Origin of the sequence: Luteibacter flocculans (assembly GCF_023612255.1) — a bacterium.
Classification (GTDB): domain Bacteria; phylum Pseudomonadota; class Gammaproteobacteria; order Xanthomonadales; family Rhodanobacteraceae; genus Luteibacter; species Luteibacter flocculans.
Genome location: NZ_CP063231.1, coordinates 1,968,910 through 1,992,378 on the forward strand (window position 1 = coordinate 1,968,910; position 23,469 = coordinate 1,992,378).

The 23,469-nt window shown below is 65.1% G+C and carries 15 protein-coding genes; 10 read left to right on the forward strand and 5 right to left on the reverse strand.

Annotated features, from left to right (window positions below):
• Positions 1-5 precede the first annotated feature (5 nt).
• Entirely contained in the window at positions 6-1,052 is a 1,047-nt protein-coding gene (locus IM816_RS08305; protein ID WP_250340522.1) for an NAD-dependent epimerase, read from the reverse strand.
• A gap of 14 nt (positions 1,053-1,066) precedes the next feature.
• On the reverse strand, positions 1,067-2,335 hold the full coding sequence (gene tviB / locus IM816_RS08310; protein WP_250340721.1) for a Vi polysaccharide biosynthesis UDP-N-acetylglucosamine C-6 dehydrogenase TviB: 1,269 nt from the start codon (positions 2,333-2,335) through the stop codon (positions 1,067-1,069).
• A gap of 362 nt (positions 2,336-2,697) precedes the next feature.
• Here tviB and IM816_RS08315 point away from each other — a divergent pair, with 362 nt between their 5' ends.
• From IM816_RS08315 to IM816_RS08325, 3 genes are all read left to right on the forward strand, one after another.
• The gene (locus tag IM816_RS08315) at positions 2,698-3,351 is read left to right on the forward strand and encodes a response regulator (RefSeq protein ID WP_250340523.1); all 654 of its coding nucleotides are present in this window, start codon (positions 2,698-2,700) and stop codon (positions 3,349-3,351) included.
• Positions 3,348-5,636 carry a hybrid sensor histidine kinase/response regulator gene (locus tag IM816_RS08320; protein WP_250340524.1) on the forward strand — a complete coding sequence of 763 codons (2,289 nt, stop codon included), beginning with the start codon at positions 3,348-3,350 and terminating at the stop codon, positions 5,634-5,636. The genes IM816_RS08315 and IM816_RS08320 overlap by 4 nt, the downstream gene beginning before the upstream one ends.
• Positions 5,637-5,737: 101 nt before the next feature.
• Positions 5,738-6,598, forward strand: a complete 861-nt coding sequence (locus IM816_RS08325; protein WP_072320844.1) for an aldo/keto reductase — start codon at positions 5,738-5,740, stop codon at positions 6,596-6,598.
• Between the two features lie 57 nt (positions 6,599-6,655).
• Here the strand turns inward: IM816_RS08325 and IM816_RS08330 are convergent, their stop codons facing one another.
• The gene (locus IM816_RS08330) at positions 6,656-7,957 is read right to left on the reverse strand and encodes an NAD(P)/FAD-dependent oxidoreductase (RefSeq protein ID WP_250340525.1); all 1,302 of its coding nucleotides are present in this window, start codon (positions 7,955-7,957) and stop codon (positions 6,656-6,658) included.
• A gap of 358 nt (positions 7,958-8,315) precedes the next feature.
• On the opposite strand from IM816_RS08330, the gene IM816_RS08335 reads away from it, so the two are divergent.
• A complete protein-coding gene (locus IM816_RS08335; RefSeq protein WP_250340526.1) occupies positions 8,316-8,462 on the forward strand; it encodes a hypothetical protein in 147 nt (48 codons plus the stop codon).
• Here IM816_RS08335 and IM816_RS08340 read toward each other — a convergent pair.
• A complete protein-coding gene (locus tag IM816_RS08340; RefSeq protein ID WP_425602637.1) occupies positions 8,450-11,365 on the reverse strand; it encodes a TonB-dependent receptor in 2,916 nt (971 codons plus the stop codon). The genes IM816_RS08335 and IM816_RS08340 overlap by 13 nt on opposite strands.
• Before the next feature lie 725 nt (positions 11,366-12,090).
• On the opposite strand from IM816_RS08340, the gene IM816_RS08345 reads away from it, so the two are divergent.
• Genes IM816_RS08345 through IM816_RS08365 form a run of 5 tightly spaced genes read left to right on the forward strand, consistent with a single transcriptional unit; the run spans position 12,091 to position 20,373 of the window.
• On the forward strand, positions 12,091-14,826 hold the full coding sequence (locus IM816_RS08345; protein WP_425602638.1) for a TonB-dependent receptor: 2,736 nt from the start codon (positions 12,091-12,093) through the stop codon (positions 14,824-14,826).
• A 2-nt stretch (positions 14,827-14,828) separates the two neighbouring features.
• Entirely contained in the window at positions 14,829-16,712 is a 1,884-nt protein-coding gene (locus IM816_RS08350) for a glycoside hydrolase family 35 protein (RefSeq protein ID WP_250340529.1), read from the forward strand.
• Positions 16,693-18,057 carry an APC family permease gene (locus IM816_RS08355; protein ID WP_250340530.1) on the forward strand — a complete coding sequence of 455 codons (1,365 nt, stop codon included), beginning with the start codon at positions 16,693-16,695 and terminating at the stop codon, positions 18,055-18,057. The genes IM816_RS08350 and IM816_RS08355 overlap by 20 nt, the downstream gene beginning before the upstream one ends.
• A complete protein-coding gene (locus IM816_RS08360; protein WP_250340531.1) occupies positions 18,036-18,980 on the forward strand; it encodes a carbohydrate kinase family protein in 945 nt (314 codons plus the stop codon). Before IM816_RS08355 ends, IM816_RS08360 begins: the two co-directional genes overlap by 22 nt.
• Entirely contained in the window at positions 18,958-20,373 is a 1,416-nt protein-coding gene (locus IM816_RS08365; RefSeq protein WP_256470272.1) for a family 4 glycosyl hydrolase, read from the forward strand. Before IM816_RS08360 ends, IM816_RS08365 begins: the two co-directional genes overlap by 23 nt.
• Positions 20,374-21,479: 1,106 nt before the next feature.
• On the opposite strand, the gene IM816_RS08370 is transcribed toward IM816_RS08365, so the two are convergent.
• Complete coding sequence (locus IM816_RS08370) at positions 21,480-22,301, reverse strand: alpha/beta fold hydrolase (RefSeq protein WP_083527363.1); 822 nt, start codon at positions 22,299-22,301, stop codon at positions 21,480-21,482.
• A 517-nt stretch (positions 22,302-22,818) separates the two neighbouring features.
• Between IM816_RS08370 and IM816_RS08375 the strand changes: the two genes are divergently transcribed.
• Positions 22,819-23,469: a hypothetical protein gene (locus tag IM816_RS08375; protein WP_250340533.1), complete on the forward strand. Its 651-nt coding sequence runs from the start codon at positions 22,819-22,821 to the stop codon at positions 23,467-23,469.

Sequence of the window (23,469 nt, forward strand, 5' to 3'; positions counted from 1 at the left end):
GCGCGTTACCGTCGTCCGTGTGTGTCGTGGTCGGGACCGTCCTGGTGCCCGTAATAGCCTCGGTACCACGTGACGAAGCGGCTCACGCCCTCGGCCACGTCGATCTTTGGTTCGTAGTCGGCCGCTTCGGCCAGCGCGGAGACGTCAGCCTCCGTGTCGGGTACGTCGCCAGGTTGCAGAGGCAACCATTCCAGCCGCGCCGTACGCCCGAGGCACTGCTGGAGTATGTCGATATAGCGCAGCAGCTCCACAGGTCGCTCGTTGCCGATGTTGTAGATCCGATACGGCGCCACGCCGCTCGTGCCCGGGTCCGGCGCGTCGCCCGACCAACGTGTGTTGATCGTCGGTGGCCGGTCGAGCATGCGCACGACTCCTTCGACGATGTCGTCCACGTAGGTGAAGCTGCGCTTGTGCCGGCCATGGTTGAACACCCGCAGCGGCTCGCCCGCGAGGATCGCCCGAGTGAACAGGAACAAAGCCATGTCGGGCCGGCCCCAGGGCCCGTAGACGGTGAAGAAGCGCAGGCCGGTGCAGGGCAGGCCGAAGAGGTGCGCATACGCATGCGCCATCTGCTCGTTGGCTTTCTTCGTCGCCGCGTACAGCGTCAGCGGATGCTCCGTCGATTGCGTTTCCGAAAACGGCATGCGCGTGTTCGCACCGTAGACCGAACTGGTCGAGGCGAACACGAGATGATCGACACCGTGCCGACGGCACCCTTCCAGTACATGCAGAAAGCCGGTGACGTTGCTCGATACATACACATGCGGATTCTCGGCGGCGTAGCGCACGCCGGCCTGCGCGGCCAGATGCACCACGCGCTGTGGCCGATGCGTGGCGAACGCAGCCTCCATGGCGTCCCGGTCGGACAGGTCGGCATGGATATGCGTATAGCCGGGGTGGCCGTCGAAGTGCGCGAGCCGTGCCTGCTTGAGGCTCACGTCGTAGTAGTCCGAAAGATTGTCGAGGCCGATCACCTCGTCGCCGCGCTGGAGCAAGCGCGTGGCGACATGGTATCCGATGAAGCCGGCCGTACCGGTGACCAGGATCTTCATGTCGCCGGGACTACTCAGAGCCTGCCGTCCACCACGTCGCGCGGCAGCACGTATTTCACGTCGTAGATCACGCACGTAGGCTTGCCGAAGGCGCGGATGCCGGTCGCACCCCAGGTCACGAACTGGTGATGCCCCACAGCCACGATGATGGCGTCATAGCTGCCGTGCACAGGTTCGGCTACAGGGTCGATGCCGTACTCGTGGCGGGCTTCGTCCGCATGCACCCAGGGATCGTGCACGTCCACGCGCATGCCGTATCCGGCGAGTGCGCCAAGGATATCCACGACACGCGTATTGCGCAGGTCGGGACAGTTCTCCTTGAAGGCCAGGCCGAGCACGAGCACCCGTGCGTCGACGGGATTGATGCCCTTGCGGACCATCAGGCGGATCGCCTCGCCCGCGATGTACGGACCCATGCCATCGTTGGTGCGGCGGCCGGCCAGGATGACGTCCGGGTGGTGACCGACCTGCTGCGCCTTGTGCGTCAGGTAGTACGGATCGACGCTGATGCAGTGGCCGCCCACGAGACCCGGGCGGAACGGAAGGAAATTCCACTTGGTACCAGCGGCTTCGAGAACCTCGAGCGTATCGATGCCGAGCTTGTTGAAGAGGATGGCCAGATCGTTGACCAGCGCGATGTTGAGATCCCGCTGCGTGTTCTCGATGACCTTGGCGGCCTCGGCTACCTTAAGCGAACTCGCCCGGTGGGTGCCCGCCGTGATGACGGAGCGATACAGTGCGTCGACGAAGTCGGCCACCTCGGGCGTCGAGCCCGATGTCACCTTGAGAATGCTGCTCACCCGATGGCTCTTGTCGCCCGGGTTGATGCGTTCGGGGCTGTAGCCGGCAAAGAAGTCCACGTTGAAGGCCAGGCCGGAACCGCGCTCGAGCAACGGTACGCAGACCTCTTCGGTACAGCCGGGGTAGACGGTGGACTCGTAGACCACCACGTCGCCGCGCTTCAACACCTTCGCCAGCATCTCGCTCGCGCGTACCAGCGGGGTGAGATCGGGTCGACGCGCGTCGTCGATCGGGGTGGGGACGGTCACGATATAGACGTTGCATTCGGCCAGTTCGCTCACGTAGGCCGAGAAGCGCAGTCGCTTCGCTTCCGCAAGCTCGGCGGTTTCCACTTCGAGCGTGGCATCGTGTCCGCCGCGCAAGGCGTCGACGCGTTCGGAGCGAATGTCGAAACCCAGCGTGGCGAAGCGCTTGCCGAACTCCACCGCCAGCGGCAGGCCGACGTAGCCCAGGCCCACGATGCCGATGCGCACGGTGTCCAGCGAGGGAGCGGCGAAGCGCTCCTGTCGGGTCCACGGCGACGCGCTCGCGTCGGATTCGACCATGCCAGCGGTGCCGGCGGCCATTCTGCGGCTCTCAGTGTCCATGCCAGCATCTACCCCTTGGAAGGCGTCACAAAACCCCGTCTGACGGGGGCCACCAAAGCGTAGCAACGCGCGCGGGCATTGCCTGTATGGCTTACGGAGGTGGTCGAATGGCCGATATCGGCAACCTGTGCGAGGTCGAATCGAGTGCTTCGCCGAGCATGGCAACGTTTACAAGGTGGCGGCTCCGAGATATGGTTCGTCCCGCATCGCCCACGCAAGTGGGCATTCGATTACAACTATGGCTTCATGGTCCACTCATGTCCGCGCGATCCTATTTTGGCTCTGTGCGCGTGGCCTTGCTGGACGACCACGCGCTCGTCCTGAAGGGGCTGACTGCGCACCTTGAGAAATCTCCCTCCATCGTGATTGTGGGTAGCCACGCCAGCAGCCGGCCGTTCCGCGCGATGCTGGCGAGCATGCCGGTCGACGTCGCCATCATCGATTATTCGCTTGCGCTGGACGACATCGATGGCGTAGCCCTGATCAAGCTCCTGCGGGCGTCGTACCCCAAAATGAAGATCCTGGTCGTCTCGGCGCACGAACAGGGCCTCGTCGTGCACAGCCTGCGCCAGGCAGGCGCCGATGGTTTTGTGGCGAAGAGCCAGGACCCGGACGAGGTGATCCGTGCCATCGACGCGCTGATGACCGGACGGGAGTACCTTCCGTCGCGCGATGCCGAAGCGGCCGAACGGCCGAACCTGGTGCCGCTGTCTCCGCGCGAATGGGAAGTGGTCCGGCAGTTGCTCGAAGGCATGACCGTGGGGCAGATCGCGGCCCGTTCGGGGCGCAGCCTGAAGACCATCAGCACGCAGAAATCGGCCGCCTTCCGCAAGCTGCGCGTCACGTCGGACAACGAGCTGTACCTGATGCGCGACTACATCTTCGCGTTGGACGGCGGACCGCCGAAGTGAGGCGCGTCCTTGCCTTGATCCTGGGGCTGTTCGTCGTCGCCGTCGTCGCAGGAACCGAATCGCCGAGTCCGGAAGCGCGCAAGCGGTGGGTCGCGGCCCACCCGACGCTGCGGATCGGTATCGATCCGCAGCAGGGATCGGAGGCGGGCGAGGGCTGGGGCAATCCGCTGGTCAGCCAGTACCTGGAACTTGTTTCGCGGCATACGGGGCTGCGCTTCGTCACCGTGCGTATGAAGTCATGGGAGGACGCCGTACGCGCGTTCGACGACGGGCGCATCGACATGCTGCCGTCGCTCAGCGATCGCCTGCTTGCGGCGGACGTGGGTGACCGCGCGCTGGTGTCCTCGCCGTTCTACGTCGGTCGAACCGTCATCATCAGCCGCACCGTCGGCCCGGCCACGCTCGACATGCATGCGCTGGAAGGCCGCACGGTCGCGTTCAAGGGCGGCGGCGCGTATGAATCGTGGCTCCGCCGGGAACACCCCGCGATCACGCGCTTGCCCCTGGCGGACATCCACCAGGTACTGGCGGCCGTGGAGAGCGGCATTGCCGATGCCGGCATCGGCGTGGACGTGGCCTACCATCCCATCGTCCGGCGCGATTACGCGCTGAGCCTGCGCATTGCGGGCAACGTGACAGAAATGCCTGTGGCTGCCCGGGTGGCGGTGCACAAAAATGCGCCGGAACTGCTGGCGATCATCGACGACAGCCTGCACGGCATCGGCCCGGAGGAGAACCGGGCGGTGATCGAGCGCTGGCTTGAAACCGCGTATCTGCGCGCGCCCACCTTGTCGCAGGTGGCGTCGGCCTATCGGATCGAGATCGGGCTTGGCGTCGCGCTGATTCTCGCGTTGGTCTTCGCGCTTTGGCAGCTGCGCCGCGCGCAGTTGGCCTCGCATCGTGGCGAGCGGCAGAAGACCATGCTGCTGGCCGTCATGAGCCATGAAGTGCGCAATGCGGTGAACGCGGTGGTCTCGTCGATCGAGCTGTTGTCGCGCACCTCGCTCGAAGGACCGCAGCGCGATCTCATGGCGATCGCGCAGTCGAGCAGTCGCAGTCTTCAGAATCTTCTTAAGAGTGCGCTCGATTACAGTCGCTCCGAGAGCGAAGGCTTCACCCCGGATCTGATTGCGTGCGACGCCGTGGGCATCGCACGCGACGTGATCGAAGGGCAGCGCGCCGCTATCGACCAGAAGGGCCTCGACGTTCGGCTCGATCTGCCCATGGGCGCACTGCCGTGGTTGCTGCTCGACGAGACCCGGCTGCGCCAGCTCATGGAAAACCTGCTCTCCAACGCGGTGAAGTTCACCGAGCAGGGACACGTTGGTATTGCGCTATGGCAGACCGCCAGCGAAGCCACCGGTGAGGTGCGCCATCTGGTGGTGGAAGTGTTCGATACCGGTATCGGCGTGCCGCCCGAACGGCAGCGCGAGTTGTTCCGACCGTTTTCGCAGGCGCACGGCGCACACTCCAAGCGCATGGGCGGTACCGGCCTGGGCCTCGGCATCTGCGCCGAGATCGTGCGCCACCTGGGCGGTCGCCTGGAACTGAGCAGCGATGTCAGCGTGGGCACCGCCGTACGAATCGAACTGCCCACCAGTCGTGTGCCCGTGGTGCCGGCGACCGAAGACGCCGGTGAGGCTGCCATCGACGCATTGCCCGCGGCGGCCGGCACGGTGCTGTTGGTGGAGGATCACCCGGCCAATCGGCAGATCATTGCCGCCCAGCTCAAGTTCCTTGGATACGAAACGGACGCGGTGGATCACGGACAGGCGGCCATCGACACCTTCGTCCCGGGTCGTTACGCGGGCGTGCTGCTGGATTGCGAACTGCCCGACATGCAGGGCTACGACATCGCCGCCGAGCTGCGCGCACGCGAGGCGGCCGCCGGCATCGCACCGACGCGGTTCATCGCCATCTCCGCCAACGATGGCGAAACGCATATGCGCCGTTGCGTCGAAAGCGGGATCGACACGGTGCTCGGCAAGCCGCTGTCGCTCGATCGTCTGCGCGACGCGCTGGTCGGCGCGCCCGGCACGACCCTGGCCGAACACACGCTGCGTGAGGAAAGCCTGCGCGATCTCGCCGCGATCCACGCCGCCCTGGAAGACGCCGACCCGGAGCGGGCCCTGCGTGTGACCCATCGGCTGAAGGGCGCCGCGCTGGTCTCCGGGGCCATGCAACTGGCGGAAGATGTGGAGCGGGTGGAGGCGCTGCTGCTGGCGCGTCCGGTGGCGCGTGGCGACATTGGCGCGCTGTTGCAGGAAATTGCGGATCGGCTTTAAGGGTAGCTTCGTGCAAGCGAGCGGCGACGAGAACCTTTAGACGTTCATCATCGTCCCAATGTCATTGGCATCCCCTTTCATCCGACGCAATGGAGTCACCCATGACAAGCATCAACGCATCCGCAAGCGGCACGTTCAAGATCGGTGGCGACCTCGAGGTCAATCGGCTCGGCTTTGGTGCCATGCGCGTCACCGGCAAGGGCATCTGGGGTGAACCGGCAGACCCCAAGGCCGCCCGTGACACCCTGGCGGCGCTGCCCGGCCTCGGCGTGAACCTCATCGACACGGCCGATAGCTACGGCCCGTTCATCAGCGAGGATCTGATCCGCGAAGTGCTGCATCCGTACAAGGGCCTGGTCATTGCGACCAAGGGCGGCCTCACCCGCCATGGCCCGGACATCTGGGCGCCCGTCGGTCGGCCCGAATACCTGCGCCAGTGCGTGCTCATGAGCCTGCGCCGTCTGGGCGTGGAACGGATCGACCTGTGGCAGTTGCATCGCATCGACACCAAGGTGCCGCGCGACGAGCAGTTCGGCGTCATTCGCGACATGCAGAAGGAAGGCCTCATTCGCCATGTCGGACTGTCCGAGGTGAGCGTCGAGGACATCCAGGCGGCCGAGCCTTTCTTCAAGGTCGCCACAGTGCAGAACCTGTACAACCTGGGCAATCGGCAGAGCGAAGCTGTGCTCGATTACGCCACCAAGCACAACATCGGCTTCATTCCCTGGTTCCCGCTGGCTGCCGGTGAACTGGCCAAGGAGGGCTCGGTGCTTTCCACCATTGCGAAGAAGCTCGGGGCGACCGACGGACAGGTGGCGCTTGCGTGGCTGCTGAAGCGTTCGCCCGTGATGCTGCCCATTCCGGGCACCGGCAACCCGCATCACCTTGCGGACAACGTCAAGGGCGCGTCACTCGAACTGTCCCAGGAAGATTTCGAGGCGCTCGAACACGCAGTGAAGTAACGGATTGACGAAGCGCGGGAGACGACGAACGCCACGTCGTCCCCGCGCTTCGTCATCTCAATGCAATTTGACGGGCGGCAGTGTCGTGTTGCGCAAGCCGTCTGCCAGCCACAGCGCCAAGGCGCGGAACCATCCGTGCAGCGCGACGCGATGCATGTGCTGCAGCCATACGTAGAGTCCCTTGGCGAGCAGGCCGCGCATGGGAATGGGCGTTTTGCGTGGCACGGCGGGGAGTTCGCCGGTCGCCTGGCGTTCGCCCAGCGACACCAGCGTGCCTTTCGATCGATAGACGAAGGCGCGCACGGTCTCACTGCGCAGCGCGCGGGGCAGGGCGTCCGCCAGGTAACCCGCCTGCTGATGCGCCGCCTGGGCGGTCGGTGGCACGCTGGCGCCTTCGGCGCCGGCCGGTGCATACGCGCAATCGCCGATGGCATACACGTTTGCCACGCCCTTCGCTGCGAGGCGTTCGTCCACGACGATGCGCCGGTCCTTCGATAGCTCGAAAACCCCCAGCTCCGCCACGATCGGATGGCCTGTGACGCCCGCTGCCCAGACGCGAATGTCGCAGGGCACGGTGCTGCCGTCAGACAGATGGAAGGCTTCGGGTGTCACGGCATCTACGCCGACGCCGAGACGCACGTCGACGCCGATGTCTTCCAACGTGCGCTGCGCAGAGGCCGACGTGCTCGGGTCTACCGCAGGCAGCACGCGTGGCGCCATGTCCATCAACGTGATGTCGAGCTTGGACGCCGAGCCCAGCCCGCCATAGCGGTGCATGTCGTCGAAGGCGTGGTGCAGCTCGGCGGCCAGTTCGACGCCTGTGGCGCCTGCGCCCACGATGCCGATGCGGATGCGACGCTCCGGATCGCCTGCGCTGCGCAGGGCGAGTGCGAGGATTTTTCGACGCAGCGCGATCGCCTGGGCGGGGCTGTCCAGCATGTCGCAGTAAGCGAGGACGCCGGGCGTGCCGAAGTCGTTCACGCGGCTGCCGATGGCGAGCACCAGCGTGTCGTAGCGCAGCGAGCGCGGCGGGAGGATCAACTCGTCCGTCATCGGCAGGCGAACCTCGTCGAGGTCGATGCGGCGTGCCTCGACGTCGAGGCCGCGCAAGGCACCCGGCTCGTAGCGATAGCCGTGGGACTGGGCATGGGCAAGGTAGGGCACGGCTTCCTCGCCATCGCCCAGTAATCCCGCGGCCAGTTCGTGCAGGCGCGGCTTCCAGAAATGGCTGGCATCGCGATCCACCAGCGCCACGTCGAGATCGCCGCGCTTGCCCAGTCGTGTCGCGAGTTCGATGCCGGCGGCACCGCCTCCGACGATAACGACGGTATGCATGCCACGGTGGTCAGGGAGTGTCATCGAGGGGGTCCTCCGAAAGTCTTCGGTGGACAGCATACGGAGCACGTCGTAGCCGGCTTGCGAAGACCTGCGATCCCGTGCACGGAACCGCCCCGGGCATGACGGCAACGTCGCTTCGCGGCTCATGCAAGTTACTGCGTTCTCCCCATCGCCAGCAGGCTGGCTCCCACCGAGCAATGCTCCTCCGGTCCGACGATGGAGGCATGCAGTACTGGGGTGCTGTCGACCGGAACATGTAGTGCTGGTGGGAGCCAGCCTGCTGGCGATGGGAGGCATGTAGTGCTGGTGGGAGCCAGCCTGCTGGCGATGGGCTAGCGACGCGGCGTATAACGGGGGGCGTTCCGTCAGGAAAACGCCCATGTCTTCCACCGACAACCCGCCCGTCTGCCCGATCTGCCACGGTGAGGGCACCGTGCTCCATGTGGACGAGGAGGTCGGCTGCCAGGTCGTGGTGCCGTGCTGGGCCTGCGTGCCCAGCACGGCGCGCGAGGATCAGAGCTTGTAGTTGACGCCGAACATCACCGTGCGACCGAAGGTGTCGTATTCCAGAGGTCGGGCGACCTTCACATTGTTCGGCAAGCCCGAGATCTGTTCGGTCTTCATCGGCGAGTTGGTGAGGTTGTTCACCTGCAACAGGATCGACAGACCGTTCCACGTGCCGTGCTCGAACGCGTAGCCCAATTGGAAGTCGGTCTGCTTGTCGGCCAGCACGCGGGTGTAGCCGAGCTGGTCGAACAAGGCCACCGCCTCACCAGTGAACGAGGAACGGTAGCGCTCGGCGATGCGCACCGACCAGCCGTATTTTTCGTAGTACAGCGCCAGGTTCGCCACCTTGCGCGACAGACCCGGCAGCGTCGACGGGCTGCCCGGAATGCTCGATACCGCGCTCACGGGCAAAGTGCTGTTCGTCAGCGAGAAATTTGCCTGCGCGCCGAAGCCATCCAGCGCGCGGGCGATCAGGCCGCCCTCGATCGCGCCCGAAAGTTCCAGACCCTGCATCTTGCCGCCGGTACCGTTCTCGGGCCGCGTGAACGAGCCTCGCGTGCTGGTGGGCGTGAGCGTCGGGTTGTCGTTGACGTAGCGCGAGAAGTCGTAGTCCAGCGTCGTCTGGTTATAGATGTAGTTGAGCAGGTTCTTGTTGAACACCGCGGCGGCGACGTAGCTGGCGGTACCGAAGTATTTTTCCCAGGACAGATCGGCGCCCACGGCGATGTATGGCTTCAGTTTCGGATTGCCGCCGCTGCCGGACCACAGTACCTGGCCCGCCGCGGGGCCATCGTTGACCAGGGCCACGCCGGCGGACGTCGCCACCTTCTCGTCGTCGATACGCCCGCGGGCCATGGTCTTGGCGAGGCCGAAGCGGAGGAACTGCTTGTCGGCGATCTCGGCCGCGAGGTTCAGGCTCGGCAGCACCTTGGTGTACCGGGTGCCGTCTGAGATACGGCCGACCAGGGTGTCGCCGTTGGTCTGCAGGGCTTCCGAGGATTGGTCCGTACGCACGGCCTGTACGCCGACGTTGCCGCGCAACGGCACGTCGCCCAGCGTCGTATCGATGTTGAACTTCACGTACGCGACCGGGACCTTCTCCCGCACCGAGTAGTTTCGGCTCCAGTCCGCCTGGCCATTGCGCTGAGTAAGGTAGAACTGCCCCGCGAGCGCGCGCAGCACGTCGTAGTTCACGACGCCCGGGATGCCGCCATAGCTGAGGTCGGTGGTACCGCGCAGGTATGACGGATCGATCGGTGCCGCGAACCCTGGAACGTAGTCCGCCTCGGTTGATCCGTTGCCGTTGAGCCAGGCGAAATAGACGTCCGCCTGCTTGGTCTTGCGGCGGTCCGAATAATTCACGCCGACGTTCACGTCGGAGAAGATCCAGCCCACCGGGTGGCTGACTTCGAGGCGGAATGCCTTGATGGTGTCCTTCTGGTGGTCGAATTCCTCGCGACCGTTGTAACCGTAGTCATTGGGATCGGTGAAGAACATGGCCGAGGGATCGGCGAAATCGACGCCTGGGCGAAAGTCGGGAAAGCCCTCGTGTTCCGGCGTCGCGAAGTCCGTCGACGAGGTCGCCTGGCCCGGCAGGCCCGCGAAAAGGTAAGCATCGTGCAGGCGCTTCTTTGCGCTGGAATACGATGCATCGCCCGTGATCACCCAGCCATTGCCGAAGTCGTATTGGTTGTTCCAGCCAGCGGAGAAGAGCCGGTCGCGTTCCTTGGTGTAATCGTTCTGCAGGATCGACTTCAGGCCGTCGATGTGGCCCGTGGTGACGATCGGATAGGGCAGCGCCGGCACGTAACCGACATTGTTGTAGGACACGTTGTCGTACGGGCTGCTCGACCACTGTACGCCGTTCAGATAGGTCTTCTGATCGAAGGTGGAGTAATACAGATCCAGCGTGGAATGATAGTTGTCGTTCGGCGCCCATTCGAGCACGGTCATCAGACCGTTGCGCAGCTGGTTCTCCGACTTCGCACGAAGCTGCATGCCTTCCTGCGAGATCACGTTGTCCGGCATGCCAGGCGTATGCGGTGCGCCCCAGTTCGACTCCGCACCCTGCGAGCCGTTGTTGAGGCTCCACCACCATGCCTGGTACTGCTTCTCCTGCACGGGAGAGTCGAGCTGGGCGAAGCCGACCGCCAGGCCCAGCGTGTGATCGAAGAACTGATCGATGTACGAAAAGCTCGCACGGTGCCCCGTGTCGCCCACGCCAGTGCCGTGATTGAGGCTGCCATTGGAGTTGTTCTCGCCGCGCAGGTTGGCGGCAAAGGCGCGCTTCGGCAGGTCAAGCGGCTTGATCGTGTGCAGGTCCACCGTGCCCGAGAGACCCTGGCCGATCAGGCTGGCGTCCGGCGTCTTGTAGACGGCTGCACCGCTTATCAGCTCCGACGGATATTGGTCGAAATCGACACCACGGTTCTCGCCGATGGTGGCCTGCTCGCGGCCATTCAGCGTCGTGCCGGCGAAGTCGGGCGACAGGCCGCGGATCGAGATCTGGTTGGCGCGACCGTCGACGCGCTGCGTCGCGAGACCCGACAGGCGCGCCAGGCTCTCCGCGATGCTGCTGTCCGGCAGCTTGCCGATGTCCTCGGCCGAGATCGCCTCGATGATGTTGTCGGAACTCTGCTTGGCTTTGATCGCGTTCTGGATGCTGCCCTGGATACCCGTGACGATCACGGCATCGAGCGTGCTTGCCGCATCCGGATTCGCGGTCCGCTTGTCCTTGGGTGTAGCCGACTGCGGCGTCGTCGGTGGCTGCGTCGTCGATGACGCGGACGATTGCTGCGGCGCTGCCGATGCGTCCTGGGCCGGCGCCGTCTGCGTCATCAACGCCGCGATACAGGCGGTCGCGAGAAGCCGCGGGCGGAGCGAGGGCACGGCGCGGCCATGCGTCGGGTGGCGACGAGTCATCATGTTGTTCCCTGCGTTCGTAGATACCGGCGACCCCTTCCGCCGTGGGCCGCGAGAATGAGGGAGTGCCACGCAACTGTCATCCTGCGTCGCAGCAGAATGTTGCGACGGTCCGTTCACCGCTGATGCAACGCAACATACCGTCACCTATGCAAATTCGGCCGTTGACGGCGATTTGACGGTGCGCTATACCTTGCTCGCCGCGATGCCTCCGAATGGACGTCCATCGCGCGCGGCGGCCACATGCATGGGGTATGTCGGCCAGCGCAGCTCGCTATGAATGACGGGACAGCCACGATGCGTCGCCTCGATTCAAACCAAGCGAATCCAAGCTGCGCCTTCGCGGGACGCACGTTCCCACACGTCATGGCCGATGGCCTCCCCATCCTCGCACGCGCCAAGTTGAGTGCATTGCGCTCGCGTGGTAAGTGCGTCGCCGGTTACTCCCCCCCGCACAGCGTCCGCTGATTCCTGATCGACTGATCGGCACGTTGCTCCGTTCTGGCGGCTCGTCGCGTCACGCCTGTTTTCGCAGGCGTAGCGGCTATGCGTCGCGTGGAATTCGAAAGCGAACCCGCTGATCAGCGGACGACGCCATGCGCGGCGAGGGCCCGCGCGGCGGCCTATCGAACACTTTCGGGGTGGGGTGACTTGTGCGTAACGAACAGGGTCTTTGCAGGAAAACGCTTGTCGCGGCGCTGTGTGCCGCTCTGGGTACGCTGGCGATGCCGGCCTTTGCGCAACAGGCGACGCAGACGCCGCCGGCTGACGGCAGCACGGCGACACCGGCACCCACCAAACCACCAGCCAAGGACAAGGCGGTGCAGATGAAGGCGCTGAGCGTCGTCGCCAACCGCTACGACGCGACCAATATGCGCATGGACTCGGTGAACACCGTCGAGGTGCTCTCCGCAAACGATCTGCAACACACGGCCGTCCACAACGTGGCCGAGGCGTTGGGCCTCATGTCCGGCGTGAACGTGACGACGACGGGCACCGGTTACTTCGGCGGCATCGATGGCGCGGCGCGCGGCGAAGGCATGTTCGCGTCGGTGCGCGGTCTGCCGTCCGAGTACAACGTGAATCTCATCAATGGCAGCAACGTCGCCCAGGGCATGCCGTATAGCCGCAGCGTCCAGTTGAGCCTGCTTCCCCCTTCGGGCTTGCAGACCATCGTGCTCAACAAGACCTCGATGGCAGACATGGATGGCGATGCGATCGGCGGCACGATCGACTTCCGCACGCCGAGCGCCTTCGACTTCAAGAAGGACTTCAGCGGCAGCGTCACCGCCAGCGGTCGCTCCGAGAGCCGTGCGCGCGACTACGGCGGCAGCGGACTCGGTAGCGGCCTGGCGGCGGAACTGCAGACCAAATTCGGCGCGGAGAAGCAGTTTGGCGTCTATGTGAGCGGCTACTACGACTATCGCAACATTGCCAACAGCGAGATCGGCGCGGCCGAAAGCGCATCGAACGATGGGTCGTGGGCGTTCCTGCATGCCACTGCCGAGGGCGACAATGCGCCGGGCTACGATCCCGCACACAACCTCGTCAGTACCGGCACCAACGTCGGCATCGCGTCCGGCTTCGAGCGCCGCTATGGCGGCAACATCTCCCTCGACTGGAACATCGATCCGACGTTGAAGGCCTACGCGAAGATGACCTACGCATATGCGCTGACAGAACAGAATACGACGTATACGCAGTTGCTGCCGTCCAACGTCACCTACGTGCCGACCGCTACACCTGGCGTGTACGCGCCGAACATCGGGCGCATCGCCAACCGCTTCTGGTTCGAGACCAACCCGGAACGCGCGGACCTCGCCACCTTCCAGTTCGGCGCGGACAAGACGGCGGGCGGCTGGACGATTTCGCCGAACGTCTTCTGGAGCTTCGGGCGCAACGATCGACCGAATCACGTCGAGATCGACGGGCGTGAGGACAAGTACTCGCAGGACAACTTCGCTTATAGCGGCAGCTCGCTACTGCGCTACGGCAACGGCGGATTTCCGTATCCGCAACTCACCCCCGGTTTGCTCGGTTCGGTCAACAACATCGGGGCGATGTGGGCCAACGACTATGGCGAGGTCACCCGGATCCGCTCCGGCCAGAAGCGCGGCGGCGCGAAGCTGGATCTGCGCTACGACTTCGAGAACGGTCCGGTGTCGTCGGTGAAATTCGGCGTGAAGTACAGTGACAGCTCGCGCGAATTCACCAATCGCGACTGGTCCACGGGCGGCATCAACGATGGTGTGACCACGCTGGACGATCTCGGCATCTTCAAGGGTTACTACAATTCGATTTTTCCGGACAAGTACCACTGGCGCACACCTGACGTGAGTCGCGCGGCGGTCGCAGCGCTGATCGACCAGCACGTGTTGCCTTCCGATCTGGATACCTGCAGTCAGCTGGATTTCAACAATTACAACTGCGACACCATGCGCGGTACCGAGGCGGTCACGGCCGCGTACGCCATGGCGACGATCGAGCAGGGGCCGCTGGAGATCATTCCCGGGGTGCGCTTCGAGCACACGTCGATCCACAACACCTTCTGGACCACGCCGACGGACGCCAACGGCAACGAACTGCCCGGCTACTTCGACAACAACCGCACCATCTACAACGAGCCGCTGGGCAGCCTGTTCATCAACTATCGACCGAGCGGCAACGTCGTCTATCGTGCGTCCATCTGGCAGAGCTATACCCGCCCCGCGTTCGTGCAACTCGGCGGGGGCTCGCAGATCAACACGTCCGACGGCGTGACCACGATCACGCGCGGCAATCCCAATCTGAAACCCATCAAGTCCACCAACGTGGATCTTGCCGCGGAGTGGACCACGGAGCGCGGCGGCTATGTGTCGCTGTCGAGCTTCTACAAGAAGCTGCGCGACTACATCTACGACAGCGGTGGTGGTCAGGCCAACCCCGATACGGTGGGTGAGGGCACGCTATTGACCAAGACCCCGACCAATGGCGGCGACGGCAAGGTCTACGGCCTGGAGGCGACGTGGCGGCAGAAGTTCCAGGATCTTCCGGCGCCGTTCGATGGGCTGGGCTTCAGCGTGAATGCCACGCGGCAGAACTCGAAGGTGGATCTCGGTCGCGACGGCTTCGGTAACGAGCGTCTGCAGGCGGCACCGCAGCGCATGGCGAACGCCGAGCTGTTCTACGAAAAGAATGGCTTCTCGTTGAACCTCAGCTATCACTACACCGGTTCCTACCTGTCCACCTACGACTTCCTCAACCAGGGCAGCCCCTGGGACGACCTGTGGATCCGGCCTATCCGGCGCGTGGACTTGCATGCCGGTTATCAGCTCCCGAACGGCATTCAGCTCGACCTGCAGGTGAGCAACCTCACGAAGCAGTATTCGTACTGGTCGCACATCGGCAGGAACAGCCTTGCCAATTCGGACATCGTCGATGCAGGCATGACGACGCTGCTCACCGTCAAGTACGCGTTCTGATCGTGCAGCGAAGGCACTTCCTCGCGTTCTCGCTGCTCGCGCCCCTGGCGTGGGCAGCGAGGCCGGTACTGGGACGAACGGCACCGCCGTTTCGTCCTGTGGCGCCGGACGGGCGCCCGCATCGCTTCGCCCTCGGCCGACGATCCTTTCTGCTCGACGGTCACGCGTTCCGCATCCACAGCGGCGAGATGCATCCCGCGCGCATCGCGAAGGCGCATTGGCGCTCGCGCATCCGCATGGCGCGCGCAATGGGGCTCAACACCATTGCGCTCTACGTGATGTGGAACCATCACGAGCGCGAGCCGGGGGTGTTCGACTTCGACAGCGAGAACCGCGACATCGAGGGATTCATCCGCCTGTGCCAGGAAGAGGGCCTGTGGGTGTACCTGCGTCCCGGCCCCTATGTATGCGCCGAATGGACCAACGGCGGTCTTCCGGCCTGGTTGTTGCGCGACCCCGACACACGCCTGCGCGATCGGGACGATCCCCGCTACATGGCCGCCGTGCGGCGCTACGTGGCCGAATTGGCACCTCGCATCGCCCCGCTCATGGTCGGTCGGGGCGGGCCTATCCTCATGCTGCAGGTGGAGAACGAGTATTCGATGTTCGCCGCCGACGTGGGTTACCTGGAAGCCATCCAGGCGATGTGGCGCGAGCACGGTATCGACGGGCCGTTTTCGGTGTCCGACGGCTGGGACGACCTGCAACGGCGGCGCGCCTATCTTCCCGGTGCGGCGCTCGGCCTGGACGGCGCGGACGCGGCGACCCTCGCCAGGGGCGCGACCTTCGCGGGCGAGGCGCCCGTGTGGGTGGGCGAGGGCTATCCGGGGTGGCTCACGCATTGGGGCGAGCCGGCCTTCGCGGCGAAGGACTATGTGGAGACGTTGCGTAATGTGATGCGTGCCGGATATTCGTTCAATCTCTACGTGGTGCATGGCGGCACCAACTTCGGTCTCACTGCCGGCGCCAATGCCGAGGACGATGGCTCGCAGTTCCAGCCCGTCATCACCAGCTACGACTATGGCGCGCCGATCGACGAGCGTGGCGTACCGACGGCGCAGTACTACCGTTTGCGTGCAACGATTGCGGAAGCCACGGGCGCTGTGCCACTGCCGATGCCGAGCGCCGAGCCGGCCGGCACGTTCGCGTCCACCGTGTTGGCCCCTTACGCCTCACTGTGGGACAACCTGCCAACGACACCGGCGCGTGTACCGCGGCCCGGACCGAACGAGATTCTGTTCGGACAGGATCAAGGGTTGGTGCTCTATCGCAAGCATGTCGAACGCGGATCGCGCCTGCGCCTGGAAGGCGTGCGCGACTACGCGGTGGTCCACTTCGACGGCCGCGAGATCGCCCACGTGTCGCGCATGGTCCATCCGGCGCTTTCCTCGACGGCGGACGTCGCGTTGCCGGCGCCAGGCACAGTGGATGTCCTGGTCGACGCCTTTGGGCACATCAATTTCGGCCCGCGACTCGGCGATCACAAGGGCCTCGTCGGTCCGGTCACGCTGGACGGCGACGTGCTGCACGATTTCGACGTGTGGCCGCTGCCGCTCGACGGCGATTGGTTCCGAGATCTGAAACCTGCGCGCGCGGCGCCGTCACGGCCGGGTGTGTTCTTCCGCGGCACCTTCCGTATGCAACGCCCGGGCGACGTCTACCTCGACATGCGCGAGTGGACCAAGGGCTATCTCTGGGTAAACGGGCGACTGCTCGGCCGCTACTGGCACATCGGTCCGCAGCAGCGATTGTTCTGCCCCGGCCCATGGCTGCACGATGGCGACAACACGGTGCAGGTGCTCGACCTGCACCGCACGGCGGCTGCGTCGATCCATGCGGCAGAGCGATTGCATGACGGAGGCGCCGATGCGAGCCGACACGACTGACCTCGCTACTGCGCGCAACGTGCCGCCGCGTGCCATCGGCTTCTGGGGTGGCCTGTCGGCGAACGTGCTGAACATGATCGGCATCGGGCCGTTCGTGACCATTCCACTGGCCTTGTCTGCGTTGGCAGGGCCGGGCGTGCTGTTGGGCTGGATCGCCGGTGCCGTGCTCTGTCTCTGCGACGGGCTGGTGTGGGCCGAACTTGGCTCGACCATTCCCGAGTCGGGCGGCCCGTACCATTACCTGCGCGAGGCGTATGGGCGCGAACGCGCAGGACGATTGTTCGGGTTTCTCTACCTGTGGCAGACGCTGTTGACCGCGCCGCTGTCCATTGCCTCGGCGGCCGTCGGTTTCGCGCAGTATTTCGGGTACCTGGTGCCATCGCTGGGGGAGGGCGGTCGCGTATTGCCCGCCGCTGGCCTGTGTCTGTTCAACACCGCCGTGCTGTACCGGCGCATCGGCGAGATCCAGAAGCTGTCGATGCTGGTCAGTGCGGTCGTCGTGGTGGCGTGTGCCTGGGTGGTCGCCAGCGGCATCGCGCATTTCGACATGCGCAACGCGGCGCATTTCCTGCACGCACGCGCCGACGATACGCACGGCTTCTGGCTGGGGCTCGGCGCCGTCGCCTTGATCGCGGTGTACGACTACGGTGGTTACAACAACGTGTGCATGCTGGGCGGAGAAGTGGTGCGCCCGAGGCGCACGATTCCCCTCGCCGTGCTCGTCTCGATTCCATTGGTTGCCGTGCTGTATCTCGGCCTCAACATGAGCATCCTCGGCGTGCTGCCTTGGGATGAGGCCGCGAAGTCGAAGGCGGTAGTGGCGGACTTCATGCAGGCCATCCACGGCCGCATCGGCGGCACGATCGCGGTGCTGTTGATCCTGCTGGCCGCGTGGGGCTCGGCGCTGGTCGTGCTGCTGGGCTATTCGCGCGTGCCGTATGCCGCCGCTGCGGACGGTCAGTTCTTCCGTGTATTCGCGCGGCTGCATCCGCGCGGTGGTTTTCCCACCGTCTCGCTGCTGTTCGTTGGGGCGACGTCCGCACTGGCCTGTTTTGTGTCGCTGGAGCGCCTCATCGCCACATTGATGGTGGTGCAGATCCTGTTCCAGTACATCGCCCAGTGCTTCGCCGTGGTCGCGCTGCGTCGCCGCCACGCGCCCGGTGACGTGTTCCGCATGCCGCTGTATCCCTTGCCCATCGTCGTGAGCGTGGTGGGTTGGCTCTACCTCGTTGCCACCAGTGGCTGGCCGTCGATCGTGACGGCCGTGCTCGCCGTCGTGGTGGGCACCCTTATCTTTCTTTGGCAAGCACGGAGAACCCGATCGTGGCCGTTTCCTTCGACATGAAGCCGTGGGACGTCGCCGTGGTCGGCGAGATCTACGCCGACCACGTGTTCGGCGGCTTCCCTGCCTGGCCTGCGCCGGGCGAGGAAGTGTTCGCCGAGCGCTATCTGCGCGAACTGGGCGGCGGCAGCGTGAACACGGCTTGCGGCCTGTCGCGGCTCGGCCGTCGCGTACGCCTCGTCGGGCTCATCGGCGATGCCGACTTCGACTGGTTCGAATCGCGATTGTCGGAATTCGGTGTCGAGATGGGCGGTATCCGTCTTGGTGCCGAAGGGACCGGCATCACCGTGAGCCTTTCCACGCCGGAGGACCGCTCCTTCTTCACGTACCGCGGGGCCAACCGCGGCCTGGACGACCTGTTGGACGTCCAGGCGGTGGTGGCCGATCTCGCCGCGGCGCGGCACGTGCATTTCGCCATGCCCTTGTCGCGCGAGCTTGCCACGCGCGTGCTTCCCCCGTTGAAGCACGCGGGTTGCACCACTTCACTCGATGTCGGCTTCAGCCCGGAGTGGCTGCGCGACCCGGCCAATGACGCGACCTGTCGCGACGTGGATGTGTTCCTGCCCAATGCGAAGGAAGCGGCATTGCTGGTCGGCTCGGACGATCCCACGGCATACATCGACTGGGCGCGCCGCCAAGGCGTGGCGACCGCGGTACTCAAGGCCGGCGCGCAAGGCGCGTGGCTGGCCGACGCGGCTGTCATTCATCTCCCGGCGCCCGTCGTGGAAGCCGTGGACACCACGGGCGCCGGTGACGCCTTCGATGCCGGTTTCATCGATGCCTTGCTAGACGGCGATCCGCTGATCGGGCGCGTCGAACGTGCGTGCGTCTGCGGCGCGTTATGCGCCACCGCGCCGGGCGCCTTGCAATCCCTTCCCCATCCCCCGCAATTGAGGACACTTCGTGAGCGTACGTACGGACCGTAGGATCGCATTGATAGGAGGGGGCGGCGTGCGTTCGCCCCTGGTGGTGTTCGGCGTGAACGAGGCCGCGGAAGCGCTCGGCGCGGCCGAGATGGTGCTCTACGATCCGGACCCTGCGCGTCTTCGGATTATGGTCGATCTCGGGCGCGCGATCGTGCGTCGCTTTGGTGGCGATCTCCGCCTGCGCGGCGCGACGTCGCTGGAAGAGACCATCGAAGGCGCCGACTTCGTGCTCAACAGCATTCGCATCGGCGGTATCGCGGGCAGGGCGGCAGACGAACGGGTATCGATCGAGCAGGGTTATCCGGGCCAGGAAACCACCGGGCCAGCCGGCGTCGCCATGGCCTTGCGCACGATCCCCGTCGCCATCGAACAGGCGCGTCTCGTGGAACGTCTGAGCCCGGCGGCATGGCTGGTGAACTTCACCAATCCCGCGGGGCTCATCACGCAGGCGGTGAGCGACCACAGCAAGGCGCGCATCGTCGGCATCTGCGATACGCCGACGGAACTGTTCCACAACATCGCGCGCGCGCTGGGCGAACCCGCGGACGAGGTCGAGTGCGACTACGTTGGACTCAATCATCTGGGTTGGGTGCGCGGCGTGCGCGTGCGTGGCGAAGACGTGTTCGACCGGCTGCTGGAAAGCGACGAACTGTTGCGCCAGCTCTATCTGGCGCCGCTGTTCGACCTGGCGATGATCCGCACATTGCGCCTTATTCCCACCGAATACCTCTTCTTCTACTACGAGCGCCGCCGCGCGCTGGACAACCAGCGTCGGCAGGGCGGCAGTCGCGGCGCGGAGATTCAACGGCTCAACGACGACCTGCTTTCCGCGCTGACTGCGCGGCTGGACGCCGGAGATGGCGATGCGGCGGTAGACATCTATGCCGCGTATCTCAATCAGCGGTCGGGGTCGTATATGAAGCTGGAAGCCGAGGGTGGGTCCGCGTTCGATCACGGTGTGAGTCTGGACGGCGATCCGTTCCGCGTCGCCACGGGCTACCACCGCATCGCCATCGACGTGATGAGCGCATTGACCGGCGCCAAGCCGGCCCGCATCGTCGTCAACACACGTAACCGCGGGGCCTTGCCCGACCTTCCCGACGAGGACATCGTCGAGATCGCCTCGGACATTTCACGGGATGCCATTGTGCCGCGACCGATTGCGCCGCTGCCGGATGCCGTGCATGGCCTCGTGCGTTCCGTGAAGGCCTATGAACGTGCGGCGATCGCATCGGTGCTCGACGACCGGCGTCTGGTGGCCCGCAAGGCTATGCTCATCCATCCTGCGATCGGCGAATGGACGCCTTCGGGCGACCTGCTGGACGCTTTGCTCGGCCACGCTGGCGACGATGGCGAATGCCTCTGCCACGGACCCGTGCTGCGTCGCAGGTGAGAGCATCTGGAAGCATGTGGGAGCCGCCATGGCGGCGAGAAGCCAAGCGAAGCGGTGAAGCCAACACCCGTGGCCCACCAACATCACTGACCCTCAAGCAAGTTTCCCTCGCCGCCATGGCGGCTCCCACAGTAAAAAACGCCGCAACAGGATCCTGTTGCGGCAGCGCGAGAAGCGAAAAAGCAAAGGTGGGAGCCAGCCTGCTGGCGAAAAGCCGACGAAGCGGTGTAGCGACGAGGCACGTTCCCATCGCCAGCAGGCTGGCTCCCACCGGCAGGCTCCGAGGGACCAAGAAACAGGTGGGAGCCGCCATGGCGGCGAGAGGCCAAGCGAAGCGGTGAAGCCAACACCCGTGGCCCACCAGCATCTCGGACCCTCAAGCAGGTTTCCCTCGCCGCCATGGCGGCTCCCACAGTAAAAAACGCCGCAACAGGATCCCGTTGCGGCAGTGCGAGAAGCGAAAAAGCAGAGGTGGGAGCCAGCCTGCTGGCGAAAAGCCGACGAAGCGGTGTAGCGACGAGGCACGTTCCCATCGCCAGCAGGCTGGCTCCCACCGGCAGGCTCGGAGGGGCCAAGAAACAGGTGGGAGCCGCCATGGCGGCGAGAGGCCAACGGAGCGGTCCGGCAGGCTCCGAGGGACCAAGAAACAGGTGGGAGCCGCCATGGCGGCGAGAAGCCAACGAAGCGGTGAAGCCAACACCCGTGGCCCACCAGCATCTCGGACCCTCAAGCAGGTTTCCCTCGCCGCCATGGCAGCTCCCACAGTAAAAACCGCCGCAACAGGATCCCGTTGCGGCAGTGCGAGAAGCGAAAAAGCAGAGGTGGGAGCCAGCCTGCTGGCGAAAAGCCGACGAAGCGGTGTAGCGACGAGGCACGTTCCCATCGCCAGCAGGCTGGCTCCCACCGGCAGGCCCCGAGGGACCAAGAAACAGGTGGGAGCCGCCATGGCGGCGAGAAGCCAACGGAGCGGTGAAGCCAAAACCCATGGCCCACCAGCATCACGGACCCTCAAGCAAGTTTCCTCGCCGCCATGGCGGCTCCCACAGTGCAAAAAAAACCGCCGCAACGGGATGCCCGTTGCGGCGGTGCGAGACCTCTACCTCAGATCAGGCCTTGATAAAGGCCAGCAGATCCGGGTTCAGCACGTCGGCATGGACCGTGAGCATGCCGTGCGGGTAGCCCTTGTAGACCTTGAGCTCGCCCTTCTTCAGCAGCTTCGCGCTCAGCGGCGCCGAATCCGCGAACGGAACGATCTGGTCGTCATCGCCGTGCATCACCAGCGTCGGCACGTCGATCGCCTTCAGGTCTTCGGTGAAGTCGGTTTCCGAGAAGGCCTTGATGCAATCGTAGTGCGCCTTGATGCCGCCGATCATGCCCTGGCGCCACCAGTTGTCCACGGTGCCCTCGATGGTCTTCACGCCCGGGCGGTTGAAGCCGTAGAAGGGGATCGGCACTTCGCGATAGAACTGCGCGCGGTTCTCTGCGAGCGACTTGCGGAAGCCGTCGAACACGGAGATGTCCAGACCGCCCGGATTGGCGGGCGTCTTCACCATGATCGGAGGCACGGCGCTGACCAGGACGGCCTTCGCCACGCGACCCTTGCCATGGCGCGCCACGTAGCGAGCGACTTCGCCGCCGCCCGTGGAATGGCCGATGTGGACGGCGTTGCGCACGTCGAGGTGCGCGGCCAGCTCGGCGACGTCGGCGGCATAGGTGTCCATGTCGTTGCCGGTGTCGGTCTGCGTCGAGCGACCATGGCCACGGCGGTCATGGGCGATGACGCGGAAGCCGTGGTTGAGGAAGTACATGAGCTGGGCGTCCCAGTCGTCCGAGCTCAGCGGCCATCCATGATGGAACCATACTGGCTGGCCCTTGCCCCAGTCCTTGTAGAAGATCTGGGTACCATCTTTCGTGGTGAAGAGCGACATCGAGCTTTCCTTCTTGCTGTTGGATGAGGAGGGGCTCGCAGCGCTGGCCGGCGCGGAGGCGGCGAGTGCACCGGCGCCGAGCACCGTGCCTGCGGCGAGCGTGCCCGCGTTGAGGACGAAGTTGCGGCGCGTGGCGTCGAGCGCCGGTTCGATGGATTCGGTCACGGGTCTGTCTCCTTGGTGGGCCCGGGACATTCTTGGCCTTCGGCATTCGGCGGGATAGGACGCGCGTGCCCTCGTTTTTGAACGATTGCGGGGTGACGGGCTGGCAGCGTGACGAAAGTCGCATGGTGCTGCGGCTTCCCCTGCATCCCCATCCGACGGGTATCCCGCCCCTCGGGAGGCCGTATGTACAGCGACTGCCGGGCGTGGCAATAGTTGGCCCATTCCGCGGCGGACAGATGACACGCCCTGGCTGTGTGTTCGGGCACCTTGACACGTCGGGTACGTCCTGCGTTTGAGTTCTTCACGCGGCGGCGCCTATGGTCAAGGCGTTCCCACTTCCGCTCCCATCGACATGAATCACTCCACGGACGACGACACCGCCGCGCCGCTGGGCGAATCCCGGTTCCGTCGCGAAACGGCGCACGCGCTCAGCACGCCGTTGGGCAGCCTGTTGCTGCAGGCTGAACTCATCGATCACTACCTGCGCCAGTCCAAACTGCCTCAGGCGAGAGAGGCGATGGCAACGCTGCTGCACGATTTCGAGACATTCGGCCGTCAGTTCCGATCCGCTTTTTCGGCCATGGCGGATATCGCCGAGGAAAGTACCGATCGTGGCGATCCGCGTTCCAGTCTTGCGGCAGCGCTTGCGGAACTCGGCGAGCAATGCATCCCGATCAGCTATCGCGGACCCTCGCCGCAGCTTGCCCTGTCCGAGGCAGCGCTGACCGCGCTCATGCGGCGCCTTGCCATGCTCGCGACCGAGTCCGGCATGACCGATGCCACCCTCGTGGCGGATACAGCAAACGGCCAATACGTGGTCTCGCTTGGTGGGGCGGCGCGAGGTGATACAGCGGGGAAGCGCCTGTCGCTCGATCCGCCCCAGGCCTTGCATCTTGCCGTAGCGCGGGAGATCGCCGCGCGCCACGGTGGTCATGTGAGCACCGATCGGCCTGGCACCCTGGTGGTAAGCCTTCCGCTCGCGCCACCGCGCGCAGAAGGCTGA